This window comes from Nonomuraea turkmeniaca (assembly GCF_005889735.1).
Classification (GTDB): Bacteria; Actinomycetota; Actinomycetes; order Streptosporangiales; family Streptosporangiaceae; genus Nonomuraea; species Nonomuraea turkmeniaca.
This window is the reverse complement of the sequence record NZ_VCKY01000044.1, coordinates 19,935-35,078: the sequence shown is the minus strand read 5'-3', so window position 1 is coordinate 35,078 and position 15,144 is coordinate 19,935. Positions and strand designations below refer to the sequence as shown.

The window sequence follows — 15,144 nt, the reverse complement described above, 5'->3', positions numbered from 1 at the left end:
CGTGGTGCTTCGAGCAACGGCATTCGCCGGTGACGGTCTCCATGGCGGTCGACCTGACCGCAGCTTGGTGGAGCGGCTTGCTGTGAGAGCTCCGAAGTACCGCGTTGTTGCGCAGGTCGTCCATCACCAACCGTCGGAGATGAGGTGCTTGGCCGGTGCCGTGATCTTGACGGGGGTTCCCCATCCTCGATAGATGATGTTCATCGTCATGGTTTCGGCCTCGCCGCCCTCCGGCCAGGTGAATTTCATGATGGCCTGGAAGCGTCTCGGCAGGTTGTCCGGGCCCGCCCAGAGTTTCCAGGTGATCCGCCCGCCATGAACCCCCTCCTCCTCCTCGGTATCGAAGGAGATGCCGGCCTGTCTCTCACTCAGCTTGGTAACAGTCATGGTGCCGCTGTGGAGGGTCGTCTTCACTCCCTCGAAGGTTCCGCCGTCTGCGCTGGTCGCACCGTAAGAGGCGACCAGCTCGAGAAAGCCCGGATTGATCCCGTTGACCAGATCCTTGCCCCAGACGACCCCGGCGAAGTTCCGCCCGTGGGCCCATTCCCCCAGCGTCGGTGGCGACTTCCAGATGTACTTGCCCTCGTCGGAACGCACATAGCTCTGTGAGTAAAACTCTCGGCCTATGGTGATCTCTCGGGATCGCCCCGTCGCCGCCTTCTCGTAGGAGATCTCCGTGAGGTCGGCGGCGTACATGCCTGAAGAGTTGAAGCGGTACGCGCCGGAGATCTTGAGATTCTCCGAGGGGGGAGGGCCGCCGCGTCGCCTGACGGAGAAGCGTACGCTGCTCTTCCTCGCATACTGCTTCTTGATCGCTTCGACGACGGAGTCGAGAGACTCCGATGCGGGAGCTGCGTGCGGGCGCCGCCGGGAATTGTCACGCTCAGCAGGCTGGCCACTACCAGCGCGACGCTCATGCGTTTCATGCGCCGATCGTCGCAGATGATGATCTCCATCTCATTACGGCAAGGTGCTGGCCCGATGGAGATCATCATCCAGCAAGAAGCGGCGCAGGAGCACGCCAGCGATGAGGGGTGGCCTGCTCGAGTGTCAATCAGCAGGGCGGCGTACGAGGAGCCGGCCTGATAGGAGCCGGCAGGGATAAGGCGGCCAGGGCGAACATCGGCATCAGCGCAGCACCTGCTGTGTTGTGGTTGACGGAGGCATGGCTTTACGCGATGCCGAACAGCTCGCCCGCTCAATCGTCCGCCTTGCCGTTTCCGCTCGTGGTAGCGCAAATACGGAATGGAGCGTCCGCGGTCAGAAGGGCTCGGATTGCCCGTGCCGGGTCTGAACGGAGGGCATGACGCTCCCTCCTCAAGGCAGGTCGGACAGCGGCCTGCCCGTGGGGCGCCGGAGGACCGTTCGGGCGTGCGAGCACGCGCCGAGCACAGGGACGTCATCTCTACCTGTGGTCTGGAGCGCGGAATCATTTTGCGCAGCCACGATGCAATGATCAAGAGGGTGTCCGCCGTGCTCGATGCGTACTCGTACGCCCCGTCACGCGTCGTCAGAGCCCGGCACCGCTAGACACGCAATGTGCGCGGAGGTGGTATGAACTACCGTCAAATGACACTCCGCGACACTAAAAGATCTTGCTTCTAATCCGACGGTCGCAGGTTCGAATCCTGCAGGGCGCGCTTTGATCAAGCTCTGATCTGCGGCTTTGCGGGATCGGATGCGTGAGCTGCGGTTAAGCGGCGTGGTGGTATTCGTTGATCATGCCGGCAACGACGGGTTGTCGGCGGACGATCCGCTGGGCCGTTGAGGTCGGTCACGTCGTGAGCGGGCTGAGCTGCGATAGCCGGGGGACGTTGCTGCCGGGACTGGTGCGGCCGGTGCCGGTTGTAGTGGATCAGATACTTCTGGAGCACGCGGGCCAGGTGGCGTTTATTGAGGATCAGAATCCGGTCCAGGAGTTCACGGCGCAGCGTGCCGATGACGCGCTCGCAGATGGCGTTCATCCTCGGTGTCCGCGGCAGCGTGGTGATGATCTGCAGCCCTTCAGCTGTGAAGACCTCCCTGAACGCCGAGGTGAAGAGCGGATCCCGATCGTGGATCAGGAACGTAGCCGGGTGATGCGGTCGCCCAGGTCCATCGCCAGGTTACGGGCTTGCTGGGCCGTCCATGCTCCGGTCGGGTGTGCGGTTACTCCGGCCAGGTGCAGGCGTCGGGTGCCGTGCTCGATAAAGATCAGCACGTAGAGACCGCGATGTGGTACGGAGCACCAGTACCTCAACATCTTTGGACAGATCGGAGTGGGCCAGCACCGTCAGCAGGCCGAACAAACCCTTTACCAACTGGTAGACACGCGACAGCAACACCTAACGATGGTCGCAGCCGCTGCCTTGATCGTGCAGCAATCCCCAGTTCAGAGCACGAACGGTATTTTCGAGCGCCACCCGGCGGACGGCTTCTTCCTTGAACTCCGGCGAGAACTGCCTACGACGCCTCGTCATGTACCTACCTCTTCCAGACTTCCGTCAGCTTATGTAGCCGACTGTCCGGAATCTGCTGGGCACCTCACCCTGCAGCAGCATGCCCGCAGTTGCAGCGCCACCGATCATAGCCACCCGGGCCCCATCACATAGGCTGACGACAATCGATATGAGCCGCGGGCGATCATGCGAACGCTAATCGCGGATCCGGGTCAGAGCGGTCGCTGAGTCGCGGATCACCAGTTCGGGTTCGGGGTCGGTGATGACACCGCCTGCGCTTGGCCGCCCCGCGATCAGGTCGTAAAGCGCCTCGACGCCGGCCCGGCCGAGTTGGTACATGGGCATCCGGACTGCGGTGACGGCCGGGCGCAGGTGTTGCATCAGGTCGACGTCGTGGATGCCGACCACTGACAGCTGGTCGGGGATGGCGATGCCGAGGTCGCGTGCGGCGGCCAGGACCCCGACCGCGCTCATGATGTTGTTGACGACGATGGCGGTCGGCGCGGTTGCCGCCTGCATGGCCTGCCGGAGCCCGTCGGCGCCGGCCTGCTCACCGAACCCGGTGGCCAGGTGCGGAGCCGGTGTCAGGCCGGCGGCGTCCATCGCCTGCTGGTAGCCCAGGTAGCGCTGCTGGGAAAGGTATCCCGAACCCCCGACGAAGACGATGTGGCGGTGGCTGAGGTTGACCAGGAACCGCGTCGCGATCTCGCCCGCGCGGCGATCGTCTACGTCGATCCAGGGATGGTCCAGTGCGTGTTCCAGGATGAGGATCGGCTTGGGGTGGGAGCGGAGTTCGGCCATCACGTCGTCGTCCAGCAGCCCTTCGCCGCGGATCAAGATACCGTCGACCGTGCCCTGGCTGAGCAGCCGGGTCAGGAACTGGCTGCCGGAGCGCATCGTCTCGGCATCGCCCAGCAGGACCGTCGCGCCGTGCTCCGCCGCCGCCTCGTAGACCCCATGCCGCAGCGGTCCGTAGACCGGGTTGTCGATCTTGTTGAGGATCATCGCGATCATGTCGGTTTGGTTGAGCCGTAGCGAGCGCGCCGTCTGGTTCGGCTGGTAGCCCAATTGCTGCATCGCCTGGAGCACCCGGGTGCGGGTGGATTCCCTCATCCGGGTGTGGCTCGTGCCGTTGACCACCGCCGACACCACGGCGAGCGACACCCCAGCCGCCCGTGCGACGTCACGTTGCGTTGCCATGGTACAAGCCTACTCGGTTCTTGACGTAACGTCTCACCATCCCTATTTTGAATTAACGTTACGTCAACAAGGAGCATATATGACATCGACACGTCGCACCGTCCTCCTGCGGTCCTCCTGGGCGACGGTGAACATCGGCGACGTGGCTCACTCCCCTGGCGTGGTGCGGGCGTTTCAGCGGTTCGCCCCCGAGGTCGAGGTAATCCTCTGGCCGGTGCGGCTGGAGGAGCGCGAACGATCCATGCTGCGGCACGCGTTTCCCGACGTGCGCGTCGTCGATGGCACTCTCGGCGGGGACGGGCCGAGCACCCCGGAGTTGGCCGCCGCCATCGACGGCGCGGACGTCCTGATGCACGGATCGGGCGCCGACGCCTTCCAGAGCACCGAGATCGATTGGTGGCGCGAGCACGTGGGCCGCCCGTATGGGTACTTCGGGGTCACCGTGGATCCGCTGTGCCCACCGACCATGGCGACGCTGCCGGAGCTGGCACAGATGGTCGATCTCCTCCCACCGTCCTATCTCGAGGACGACGTCAAGGACCGTTTCGACAGCGCAGACTTCGTGTACTGCCGCGAAACGCTGACCCTGGCCACCCTGCGCGGCCAGAAGATAACCGGGCCCGACCTCGCCTTCGGGCCGGATGGCACGTTCGCGTTCGACCACACTGACGCCGTCGCCGCCGCTCGCCTGCTGGAGAATTTCGGCCTGCAGCCCGGTCGGTTCGCCTGCTTCGTTCCGCGGCTGCGCTACGCCCCCTATGCGAAGATCTACGGCACGGAACCGACCCGCGAGCAGATGCGGCGCGACGCGGTCAACCGGGCCACCGTGACGCACGACCTGGCGGTGCTGGCGGCGGCGATCGAGACCTGGGTACGCGTCAGCGGCCTGCCGGCCGTCGTGGTGCCCGAGATGAGCTATGCCGTCGAGCTCGCTCACGAGCAGCTTCCCAGCCTGCTCAGTCCACAGACGCTCGGTCAGGTCCGGCTCCTGGACCGGTACTGGCCGCTGGAGGAGGCGACCGGGGTCTACGCCGTCTCGTCGCTGGTGGTCAGCATGGAGTGTCATTCGCCGATCCTGGCCGCACGACATGCGATCCCGACCGTCTACCTTCGGCAGCCGACCGAGACCACGAAATCTCAGATGTTCGCCGACCTCGGCGCCCCAGACCTGGTGATCGAGCTCGACCATCGTGCCGCGGCGACGGTCGTCGCGGCGGTCACCGACATCGCCACCGACCCGGCGCCCGCGGTCGCCCGGAGCAGGAGGGTCGCGGCCAATGCCGACGACCGGCTGCGGGCGGCGGTGCAAGCCTGCGTCGCGGGCCAGCCCATCGGCCTGCCTGCACCGGTGGAGACCGGCGATGCATAGCCTGCGCGACCGCTGGCGGCGCGACCGGGTCCTGCTGCTGCTGGCGCTTCCCGGGGTCACGGCGCTGCTGCTGTTCCACTATCTGCCGCTCGGCGGGAACATCATCGCGTTCCAGGACTTCCAGCCGTTCCTCGGAATCTGGCACAGCCCGTACGTCGGGCTGGACAACTTCGAGCCGGTGCTCACCGGCGACCCGGTGTTCCTCAACGCACTCGTCAACACACTGATCATCACGCTGATCCAGGTGGTCTTCGTGTTCCCACTGCCGATCTGCCTCGCGTTGATCCTGAACGCGACCATCAGCGAACGGCTCAAACGCCTCACCCAGTCGATCCTCTACATGCCGCACTTCCTGTCCTGGGTCATCGTGGTTGCCCTGTTCCAGCAGATGTTCGGCAACGGCGGGATGCTCAACGCCTGGCTGCGCTCGGCCGACCTGTCCACGTTCCACATCGTCGGCGTACCCGAGTTGTTCAAACTCATGATCACATCACAGGTGATCTGGAAGGACACCGGCTGGTCGACAATCATCTTCCTCGCCGCACTTTCCAGAGTGGATCCGGCGCAGATGGAGGCCGCGGTGGTGGACGGCGCCTCGGCAGCTCGCCGCCTGTGGCACGTGACCCTGCCCTACATCCGCCCGGTGATCGTCCTGCTGCTGATTCTGCGGCTCGGTGACTCGCTGTCCGTCGGGTTCGAGCAGATCATCCTGCAGCAGGCACAGGTCGGTGCCGGTGCCAGCGAAGTACTCGACACATACGTCTACAACCACGGGATCGTCGGCGGCGACTGGGGCACCGCGGCCGCGGTGGGGCTGATCAAAGGCATTGTGGGTGTCGCGCTCGTGCTCGGCGCCAACCGGTTGGCCCACGCCCTGGGCGAGCAGGGGGTGTACGCCAAGTGACGAGCCGACCTGTGCCGACTGCGGTGTCCGTGGCGCGCCCCGCCGCGGGCACAGGGCTGCGGCGGCCACGCTCGGGCCGCAGCCGGCGTCCGGTCTGGATGGGCGAGCCCAGCAAGCTGGGGTTCGGTGCGCGGGGACTCGTGCTCGGCCTGGGCTGCCTGGCGGTTCTGGTTCCGTTCTGGGCGGTGCTCATGACCAGCATCGCCTCCCCGGAGGAGATCAACAGGGCGGGCGGCTTCGTGCTGTGGACGAACGAACCGACGCTGGACTCCTACCGGGCCGTCCTGTCCGGAGGAATCGTCACCCGTGCGCTGCTGGTGAGCGCCGGCATCACCGTGGTCGGCACGGCACTCAGCCTCGTCTCCACGATCGCTCTGGCGTACGCGCTGTCGCGGCCAGGTTCGTTGCTGCAAAAGCCGATCCTGCTGATGACGGTGTTCACCCTGCTGTTCAACCCGGGCATCATCCCGATGTACCTGACGGTCAAACAGCTTGGCCTGCTGGACAGCTACCTGGCACTGATCCTGCCGGTGCTGGTGAACGCGTTCAACGTCATCGTCATGCGCGCGTTCTTCCAGGAAATCCCACGCGAGCTGCGGGAAAGCGCCTATATGGACGGTGCCGGGGAGATGCGCATCCTGCTGCGGATCGTCCTGCCACTGTCGAAGGCGGTCGTCTCCGTGATCGGGCTGTTCTACGCAGTGGCGTACTGGAACGCCTTCTTCTCCGCGATGTTGTACCTCCAGTCGTCGGAAAAGTGGCCGCTGCAACTGGTGCTGCGCACCTACGTCGTCAACAACACCCCGATCGGGTCCGACCAGCTCAGCTCGAACCTGGAGAACCTGCCACCACAAATCTCCGTCCAGATGGCGATTCTTGTCATCTCCGTCCTGCCCATCCTGTTCATCTACCCCTTCATCCAAAAGCACTTCGCCAAGGGACTCATGGTCGGCGCCGTCAAGGGCTGACCGGTCGTCCACGCAATGTGGCAAGGAGACGTCATGGCACCCACCTTCAGCCGCCGCCACGTCCTGGCACTCGGCGCGGCAACGGGGCTGGCCCCGCTGCTCGGGGCCTGCGGCGACGGCAGCCCGAGTTCGCCGAACAGCTCGACCGGGTCGGTCAAGCTGCCCACCTACAAGCCCGTCACCGCGGCCACGCCCGACCTGGCCGCCGAGCCGGCCGGGGTGTCGCCGGGATACTTCACCTACCCGACCGCCTCCAGCGCCGCATCACAACCGGTGCAGGGCGAAGCCGTCACGGCACTGACGTACACCTACGACCCGATCGCCCCCGCGCTCGGCTCGAACCCCTACTGGCAGAACCTCAACAGCAAACTCGGCACCGAACTGAAGATCACGTACGTCCCCTCGACTGACTACAAGAGCAAGGTCGCCACGACCATTGCCGGTGGCGATCTGCCCGACATGGTGGCTATCCAGGGCGTTGTCCAGCAGATGCCGGCCATGCTGAAGGCGACATTCACCGACCTCACCGAGTACCTGTCCGGGGACGCGGTCCTCGCCTACCCGAACCTCGCCGCCCTGCCCACCGATGCCTGGCGCAGCACCGTCTACGACCAGCGGATCTGGGGCATCCCCGTGCCGCGGGCACGGATCGGCACCGTGCTGTACACCCGGGCCGACCTGCTGGCCAGGGCAGGACTCAGCCTCCAGCCCAATTCGTGGGCCGAGTTCAAGGAGATGGCGGCCGCGCTGACCGACGAGCGGGCCGGTCGGTGGGCGTTCGGACAGATCCCGTTCAACACGATCCTTGAGATGAACGGGATCACCGGCAACTGGCCCGGCGGCACCGGCGCCTGGCAGGCCGAAGGTGGCGTCTTCACCCACTCCGGGACGACACCGCAGTTCATGCAGGCCCTCGAGGACACCGTCGAGCTGGTGAAGTCGGGGGTGATACATCCCGACCACGCGGGCGCGCCCAACACGAAGCGCAACGCGTGGATGCTGGCCGGCACGACCGCGTTCACCATCGGCGGGTACGCCGGGTGGGGCAAGTTTTACGGCCAGGCGAAAGACGTGCCCGGCTTCCGCCTGACCGGCATGCTCTCGCCCACCCGCGACGGCACAGGGACGCAGGTACGCACGCCCGGCCCGACCCTGTCCAGTTTCACCGCTATAGCCAAGACCGACAACGCCGACCGGATCAAGCAGATCCTCAAGGTCCTCGACTGGTTGTGCTCACCCTTCGGCAGCGGCGAGTACCTGGCCCTCCGGTACGGCGTCGAGGGCCAGACGTTCACCCGCAACGGCTCCGACCCGACCCTCACCGAGAGCGGGCGCAGCCAGGTATTCCTGCCGGTGCGGTACCTCGCCGAAGCATCGCCCGTCATCTACGAGCAGGGCAACCGCCAGGCCGTACAGGACCAGCACGACCACCAGGTCGCCGGCGTCCCGCTTGCCGTCGCGGACCCGACCCTCGGGCTGTACTCGGAGACCGCCGCCAGCAAGGCTGCCAGCGAGCAGCAGGAACTGGACTCGGTGCTGCTGGAGATCCAGCTGGGGAACAAGCCCGTCTCGGCGTGGCAGCCGGCCATCAAGAAGTTCATGGACCGGGTGGGCAACAAGATCAAGGCCGAGTACGAGGAGCAGGCGGGTGGTTGACGCGCTGGACTCAGCCAACACTCTCACGGGGTTAGGGAGGAGACAGTGGTGAGACGGAGCAAGTTACGTTGGTACACGCGTGGTCGGGCCCGTGCGGCGGTCGTGCTGGCTCTGGTGGCGGCGGTTCTGTCGCCGGGCAGTGCCGCCGTCGCCGACATGTCGGATCTCGGCGGGCTGCTCGACCTGACGCGCCCGGGGCTCGGCGCGGTGGCGGCCAAGCTGGCCGCCGGTGATGAAGCGGGCGCCGCGAGCGAGCTCAAGGTGTATTACGCGGGCCGCGCCGACGTCCAGTACCCGGCTCCGGCCGAGGGCTTGGGCGGTGGCGACTCGGGCCCCGACGAGCTCGCGGCGGGGATCTTCCGGTTCGGCGCCGAGACCCGCAACTTCTACAACAGCGCCGAGCAGCGGATCGACATCGACTGGCAGGACCTTTGGGGTGGGACGCAGACCACCCCGGGCAGCGCGCAGACTTTGATGAGCGACTTCACGTTCATGCCCAAACTGGCATTCGCTTACGTGTCCGAGAGTGACCCGGCAAAGCGTGCGGCGTACGCGGCGGCGTGGATGGACATCTCGCTGGACTTCTTCGCCGACAATCAGAGCTGGCCGCAGGGCCGCAACCTGTCGGCAGCCAAGCGGCTCGCCCAGCTGGTCAGCGCGTTTTCCGTGTTCCGGACCGATCCTGGCATCGACGCGAGCGATCTCGTGGCGTACCTGTCCGGCGTGCACGCCACGACGGACTTCCTCGCCGGCGTGATGCAGATACATGTCGGAAACAACTGGTACGTGTCGATGGCCCGCTCCGTCCACGCGGCAGCCGTGTTTCTGCCCGAGTTCTCGTCATCGCCTGGCTGGGAGTGGTTCGCGGTGCGCTCGGTCGAGCGGTTCCTGCGCGCGTACTTGAAGGGCGACGGTGTGTACCGCGAGCCGGCGTTCAACTATCAGGCATACGTGGCGGATATGCTCAACTCCGTCATAGCAGTCGCGAATGCCAACGGGCGAACCGCTCCTGATTCGCTCGTGCAGGGGGCGGACTGGATCGCGGATTCGCTGTTCGCGACCCGTCAGCCGAATCTTGAACCCGCGGCGATTGGCGACACGCCGAACAACTACGCGGGTACGTCGGCCATTCGCAGGAGCGGTGTACGCAACTCCTGGCCCGATTTCACCTGGGTCGCCTCCGGCCGAACGGAGGGGACCGCCCCGACGCTGTCGTCCACGGTGTTTCCGATCAGCTTCGCGGTTCAGCGTTCCGGGTGGGACGCCGATGCCCGGTACATGCTGATCAACAACCAGAATTCCAGTTACACTGCCTCGCATCGGCATCCGGACGACCTCAGCCTGGTGATGGCGGCGTACGGGCGTCCGCTGATCGTCGACTCCGGGGTGGGGGACTACAGCGCGACTCCGACGAACGACTGGATGCGCCGTACCACCGAGGCGCACAACACCATCGAGGTCGACGGACTCCCGCAGACCGCCGGCGTCCCCCGCACAACGTCGCTGTGGCGCTCGAACGCGGGCCTCGACATCTACCGCGGTGCGGCGATGGGCTACCGGCCGGTCGCGCACGATCGCGCGGTCTACTTCGTCAAGCCCGGCTTCTGGGTGGTCTCCGACGACCTCACCGGTGACACCGCCGCGCACAACTACCGGCAGCTCTGGCACTTCCCCGGGGATCCGGTGACCGTCAATCCGACCACGAAGGTCGCCACGGTCGGGTTCGACACCGTGCCCGGAGCCGCACCCGTTGCCGGCGTGCAGCTCATCCCGGTGGCAACGGCCGGCGCCGCGGTAACCCCCAGGGTCCACGAGGATGGCGCCGTACGCGTCGGCGAGCAGGTACTCACCAACGTCGACTACCTGTCGTACGACTGGTCCTCCACCGGACCGACGGGACTGGACACGGTCGTGGTTCCCGGCAAGGCCGGCGCGGCGCCCTCGGTGACGGCGAAGCGCATCGCCATGCCCGGGGTGAGTCACTCCGTGGCGACGGCGATGGAGATCGCCCTGCCGGACGCGACCGGACGCTTCTACCTTTCGCGCGAGGCGACTCCCTCGTCGAGGGCGTTCGGAGCCGCCACGACCAACGCCGAGACCGCGTACCTCGAGCGTGCTTCGCGCGGCGGGCTTACCAGGTACGCGCTGACCCGAGGGTCGTCGCTGATCGACCAAGGTAACACCGTTATCAGCGCATCCGCACCGGTGTCCGATATCAGCGTGGAACTGCGCGGCTCGACCGCCCGGATCTCGCTTGGAGACCCGTTCACCGGCACGCTCTCCATCCACGCGCCGAACGCGAACGCGGTGACGGTGAACGACACCCCGATCGCGTTCACCCGCACGGGCGACCTCATTACCGTGTCACTCGAGGAACACTTTGCCCCGGCACCCGTGCTCAACGACGAGTTCGACGATGCCGGCCTGGACCGTGACGTCTATGACTTCAACGGATCCTTTGGCGGCTGGGCGCCGGTCCAGGGGACCTGGGCGCTCACCGGCGCACAGCCGGACACGCAGCTGGCACAGACCTCGACTGCGGACATGGTGTCGTTCGCGGCGCTGCAGGACGTACCCGATGACGTGGTCATGGCCGCGGACATCGTTCCCGGGGTACGCGGCCAGACGACGGCCCGTACCGGTCTCGCGTTCCGCTACCACGATTCCCGCAACTACTACCGGGCCGAAGTGCTCAACTCCACGTCGGGAGCGACGCTGCAGCTCGTGAAGATATACAACTCGACGACCACGGTTCTCGCGGAGACCACACTGCCGATCGGTGCCAACGTCCCGCACAAGCTGGTCGTATCCGCGATCGGGAGGCATCTGAGCGCCAAAGTCGGCGATACGTCGATCTCCGCGGACGACGGACAGCTGCCGACGGGTGGTGCCGCCGCCTTTACGCATCGGCGGGCCGCGACCTTCGACAACATCGTGATCAGGGAAGGGCTCGATCGGGCCAGTTGGCGAGGAATAACAGGGTCTGTGTCCGTCGCCTCGGGCAAGTTGCACCTCACGCCGCCTGCCGGTGGCCGGGCGCACGTACTGGCCGACTCGACGTTGCCGTCGCGCTTCTCCGAGGCGTGCGACTATGCCGTGGAGACCACGGTCACGATCGACGGATCCGTCGGTAACGCGGGAATCTCGCTGCGAGACACCACGGACGCGTACGGGTATCGGATCCACGTCGGCAAGACGAGCAACGGAACCCAGTACGCGAGCATCATCCGCGAGGCTCACGCGTCGGGTCCCGTCACAGTGGCCACGGCATCCATCAGCAACCCGTTGACAGGTCCCGTGCGACTGGGTGCGGCGATTCACGGCGACCGCATCACCGTGACGTTGAACGGCGTTCAGGTCCTGAAGGGTCGCGACACCGTTGTCCGCAGCGGCGGCGTCGGGCTTTACGCATCCACGGAGAGCTCGTTCGAGAACGTCACTGTCGCTCAGTCCTGCGGGCGGGAGCGCCTCCGGCCAATTGCTCCTGGCGCCAGCCACCGCCGGAACCACAACGACGGAACTGGCGTATAGCGGCAAAGCATGAGGGTTGGTGGGCCGCCGTATGTATGGGCGGCCCACCAACCCCATCGCCGGCACGGCAAGGCCTTTCCCACTCAGCCCGATTACGAAGGAGCTGTGCGTTGTTCCAGCATCCGGAGCGTGAAGGGTGTCAAAACCAGGCCCATGGCGCTGACCTGCTTATTCGTGACGGTGCCTCGTTGATCAGCCAGTTCGCTGGTACTCGTTGATCAGCCCACCGAGAACTACGCGACGCTCGATCCGACCCGTCGGCAGCGGGATTACGTTGGAGTCGTGATCGGTGGGCACTCGGAGGCCGAGAGAGCGGTGTGGCCGGTGACGATTGTAATGATGGGCGTATTCGTCCAGCACGGTGCGAAGATGCCGCTCGCCGAAGATGAGCAGTCGGTCTGTGCATTCCGTGCGTGCGGTCCGTACCCATCGCTCGGCAAATGCATTCGCGCGAGGCGACCGCGCTGGGATCTTCACGTGCACCAAGCGAAGCCTTCGCAGAGCCATGACCTGGGCGGATGTAGTTATCGGCAGGCGCAGTCTCGGTTGTTCGGCGTGAAGGCGGGCGATTGATGGCGCCATAGAAGTGATCGATCACTTCTCTTGCCCGTGGTAGGTTAGTGATCGATCACTTCGACGTCAATGCCCTGGTGAAACGAGGGCGGCTAGGCTGTGGTGAGCAGAGCGAGGAGGGTCCCGTGGACGAAGGTGAGACGCCGCGCCTCACGATCCACGAGGTGGCCCGGCGCGCGGGCGTGTCGCACCAGACCGTTTCCCGGTACTTCCGCAAGAACGAGACCTTGAAGCCGGCGACCCGCGCCAAGATCGACCTGGTCGTCCAGGAATTCAACTATCGGCCGAACCTCGTCGCGCGCTCCATGCGCACGCGGCACACGAACCGGCTGGCGATCACCCTGCCCGCATCCACTTACCTGTGGCCGGCGCGCCTGCTACGCGCCGCCGCGGCGGCGGCGCACGCCGAAGGCTTCCAGCTGGAGGTCCTCAGCGTCGAGGGCGATCCGCGCGCCAGGACGGAGCGGGTGCTGGAGCTGGCCGGCTCGGGGCAGGTCGAGGGCGTTCTGTCGTTGACACCCCTGGAGATCGACCCCGCAGCCTCGCCGGTGCCCATTGTCGTCAGTGGCGACTACGACGACGAGCTGCGCGGGGCGAACGAACTCGCGAACGCCTCCCCGGTCGAGGAGATCATCGACTGTCTCGCCTCGCTCGGCCACCAGGTTTTCTTCCACATCGCGGGCGCGCAGAGCTGGGCCTCGGCCCGCAACCGCAGACTTGTCTTCGAGCGGACGATCGAGCGCCGCGGGCTCACCTCGTACGGTGTCGCGCTCGGTGACTGGAGCCCGCAGTCCGGCTACGACGCCGTCCGCGGCCTGCCCGACAAATGCGGCGTGACCGCCATCGTCGCGGTGAACGACCACGTGGCGATGGGGGCCGTACGCGCGGCGCTGTCGCGGGGCTGGCGGGTTCCCGGTGATGTCAGCGTGTTCGGCTGGGACGACGAGGAGCTGGGACGTTTCGCTACCCCCGCGCTGTCCACCGTGGCGGTGGACCGTGAGGTTCAGGGACGGGAGGCGATGGCCAGGCTCATCGCGGCGGTGCGCGGCGAGGCCCCGCCGCCGGCCTCCGAACGGTCGATCAACCGGGTCATCATCCGCGAGACGGTCGGCCCACCACCCGTGTGAGGACGGTCCGCACGTCTTGAGCCGGACGGCATCCACGTGCTAACACTTTGACGCCATGAGCCCTACCCGCCTGGAGCTACGGCCATGAGCCAACTGCGGTCCGCCGATCCACCGCTGATCACCATCGACGAGAAGGTCCGGCACCAGACGATCGACGGGTTCGGGATCTCCACGGCGTTCCGGCGAGGTGAGCTGCTCAAGGCGCTTCCGGAGGACAGGCGGCGCGAGGTCCTGGACCTGTGGTTCGACTGCGGCAAGGGGGCCGGGTTCAGCATCCTGCGACTGGGCATCGGCTCGGCGCCGGCCGGCAGCCCGTACGACGACATGGTCTCGATCCAGCCCCAGGATCCCGGCGGCCCGGACGCCCCGCCGCAGTACATCTGGGACGGCGACGACAACAGCCAGGTCTGGGTGGCCAGGGCCGCGCAGGAATATGGGGTGAGGCGGTTCTTCGCCGTTCCCTGGAGCGCACCCGGGTACATGAAGGACAACGGCGAGGAGGACAACGGCGGCAGGCTGAAGCCCGAGTGGTGGCGCGCCTACGCCGACTACCTGGTGCAGTACACGAGGTTCTACCAGCGGGAAGGCATCCGGATCACTGACCTCGCCTTCGCGAACGAGCCTGACTGGACCGCCCCGCACCCGTCCATGCGCTTCACTCCGAAGGAGGCGGCCGAGTTCGTCAAGGTGCTCGGCCCCCTCGCCTCGGGCGTGCGGCTGGTGTGCTGCGAGTCGCTCGGGTGGGAGGAGACCAAGGCGTACATCGCGGCGACGGCCGAGCCTGGGGCTCGCCGCTGGGTGAAGCTCTACAGCGGCCACGGCTACGGCACCCCGGTGGACTCGCCGCTGCCGACGAAGCGGCCCACCTGGATGTCGGAGTGGAACCCGAACGGCACCACCTGGAACGAGAGCTGGTACGACGGCAGCGGGTCCGACGGCTACACGATCGCCTCGGCCGTGCACGACGCGCTCGCCTTCGCCGGCGTCTCCGGCTACCTGTACTGGCTGGGCGCCTCGAAGGGCAACACCCGCGCGCTGCTGCGCATCGACGAGGAGGCGGGGACGTACCGGGTCTCCAAGCGGTTGTGGGCGCTGGCCGCGTTCAGCAGGTTCGTCAGGCCGGGCGCGGTCAGGATCGGGGCCGCGGGCGCGGTGCCTTCGCTGAAGGTGTGCGCGTTCCACAACCCCGACGGCTCGCGCGTGATCGTGGTGCTCAACACCGGCGTGGCCCCTCGCACCTGGGCGGGCGTGAGCGAGGAGGCCGAGGTGTACCGCACCGACGTGAACGCCTCGCTCGATCCGGTTCCCGTCCGGGACGGGGCGGTGACGTTCCCGCCGCGTGCCCTGACAACGATCGTCCTGCGCTGAGTCGCGGCCC

General features: G+C 66.4%; 12 protein-coding genes. 7 read left to right on the top strand and 5 right to left on the bottom strand.

The genetic code is table 11. The features are described 5' to 3' along the window. Positions 1-123 precede the first annotated feature (123 nt). From ETD86_RS15625 to ETD86_RS15615, 4 genes are all read right to left on the bottom strand, one after another. On the bottom strand, positions 124-696 hold the full coding sequence (locus tag ETD86_RS15625) for a hypothetical protein (RefSeq protein ID WP_138666878.1): 573 nt from the start codon (positions 694-696) through the stop codon (positions 124-126). Positions 697-1,646: 950 nt separating this feature from the next. Next, positions 1,647-1,991, bottom strand: coding sequence for an integrase core domain-containing protein (locus ETD86_RS56940; protein ID WP_281286917.1), 345 nt, complete (start codon positions 1,989-1,991; stop codon positions 1,647-1,649). Positions 1,992-2,059: 68 nt separating this feature from the next. After that, entirely contained in the window at positions 2,060-2,200 is a 141-nt protein-coding gene (locus tag ETD86_RS56935; protein ID WP_211370059.1) for a hypothetical protein, read from the bottom strand. Positions 2,201-2,633: 433 nt separating this feature from the next. Beyond that, on the bottom strand, positions 2,634-3,638 hold the full coding sequence (locus ETD86_RS15615; protein WP_138666877.1) for a LacI family DNA-binding transcriptional regulator: 1,005 nt from the start codon (positions 3,636-3,638) through the stop codon (positions 2,634-2,636). Between the two features lie 79 nt (positions 3,639-3,717). On the opposite strand from ETD86_RS15615, the gene ETD86_RS15610 reads away from it, so the two are divergent. From ETD86_RS15610 to ETD86_RS15590, 5 genes are read left to right on the top strand one after another with little or no spacing between them, the layout of a single operon-like run. Next, entirely contained in the window at positions 3,718-5,007 is a 1,290-nt protein-coding gene (locus ETD86_RS15610; RefSeq protein ID WP_170223098.1) for a polysaccharide pyruvyl transferase family protein, read from the top strand. Beyond that, entirely contained in the window at positions 5,000-5,911 is a 912-nt protein-coding gene (locus ETD86_RS15605) for an ABC transporter permease (protein ID WP_138666875.1), read from the top strand. Before ETD86_RS15610 ends, ETD86_RS15605 begins: the two co-directional genes overlap by 8 nt. 11 nt (positions 5,912-5,922) lie before the next feature. Continuing rightward, on the top strand, positions 5,923-6,879 hold the full coding sequence (locus tag ETD86_RS15600) for a carbohydrate ABC transporter permease (protein WP_246147926.1): 957 nt from the start codon (positions 5,923-5,925) through the stop codon (positions 6,877-6,879). Between the two features lie 33 nt (positions 6,880-6,912). Beyond that, positions 6,913-8,535, top strand: coding sequence for an extracellular solute-binding protein (locus ETD86_RS15595; protein WP_170223097.1), 1,623 nt, complete (start codon positions 6,913-6,915; stop codon positions 8,533-8,535). Between the two features lie 48 nt (positions 8,536-8,583). Next, positions 8,584-12,066: an alginate lyase family protein gene (locus tag ETD86_RS15590; RefSeq protein ID WP_138666873.1), complete on the top strand. Its 3,483-nt coding sequence runs from the start codon at positions 8,584-8,586 to the stop codon at positions 12,064-12,066. 192 nt (positions 12,067-12,258) lie between these two features. Here ETD86_RS15590 and ETD86_RS60070 read toward each other — a convergent pair whose 3' ends face one another. After that, positions 12,259-12,573, bottom strand: a complete 315-nt coding sequence (locus tag ETD86_RS60070) for an integrase core domain-containing protein (protein WP_425465638.1) — start codon at positions 12,571-12,573, stop codon at positions 12,259-12,261. 191 nt (positions 12,574-12,764) lie between these two features. Between ETD86_RS60070 and ETD86_RS15580 the strand changes: the two genes are divergently transcribed. After that, positions 12,765-13,766 (top strand): LacI family DNA-binding transcriptional regulator, encoded by a 1,002-nt coding sequence (locus ETD86_RS15580; protein ID WP_138666872.1) that lies wholly within the window; start codon positions 12,765-12,767, stop codon positions 13,764-13,766. A gap of 84 nt (positions 13,767-13,850) precedes the next feature. Continuing rightward, the gene (locus ETD86_RS15575) at positions 13,851-15,134 is read left to right on the top strand and encodes a glycoside hydrolase family 30 protein (RefSeq protein ID WP_138666871.1); all 1,284 of its coding nucleotides are present in this window, start codon (positions 13,851-13,853) and stop codon (positions 15,132-15,134) included. Positions 15,135-15,144: the final 10 nt, after the last annotated feature.

Excerpts from the sequence above, each read along its gene's own strand:
- ETD86_RS15625 (WP_138666878.1), bottom strand. The coding sequence starts at position 696 with ATGTACGCCGCCGACCTCACGGAGATCTCCTACGAGAAGGCGGCGACG.
- ETD86_RS15615 (WP_138666877.1), bottom strand. The coding sequence starts at position 3,638 with ATGGCAACGCAACGTGACGTCGCACGGGCGGCTGGGGTGTCGCTCGCC.
- ETD86_RS15610 (WP_170223098.1), top strand. The coding sequence starts at position 3,718 with ATGACATCGACACGTCGCACCGTCCTCCTGCGGTCCTCCTGGGCGACG.
- ETD86_RS15605 (WP_138666875.1), top strand. The coding sequence starts at position 5,000 with ATGCATAGCCTGCGCGACCGCTGGCGGCGCGACCGGGTCCTGCTGCTG.
- ETD86_RS15595 (WP_170223097.1), top strand. The coding sequence starts at position 6,913 with ATGGCACCCACCTTCAGCCGCCGCCACGTCCTGGCACTCGGCGCGGCA.
- ETD86_RS60070 (WP_425465638.1), bottom strand. The coding sequence starts at position 12,573 with ATGGCTCTGCGAAGGCTTCGCTTGGTGCACGTGAAGATCCCAGCGCGG.
- ETD86_RS15575 (WP_138666871.1), top strand. The coding sequence starts at position 13,851 with ATGAGCCAACTGCGGTCCGCCGATCCACCGCTGATCACCATCGACGAG.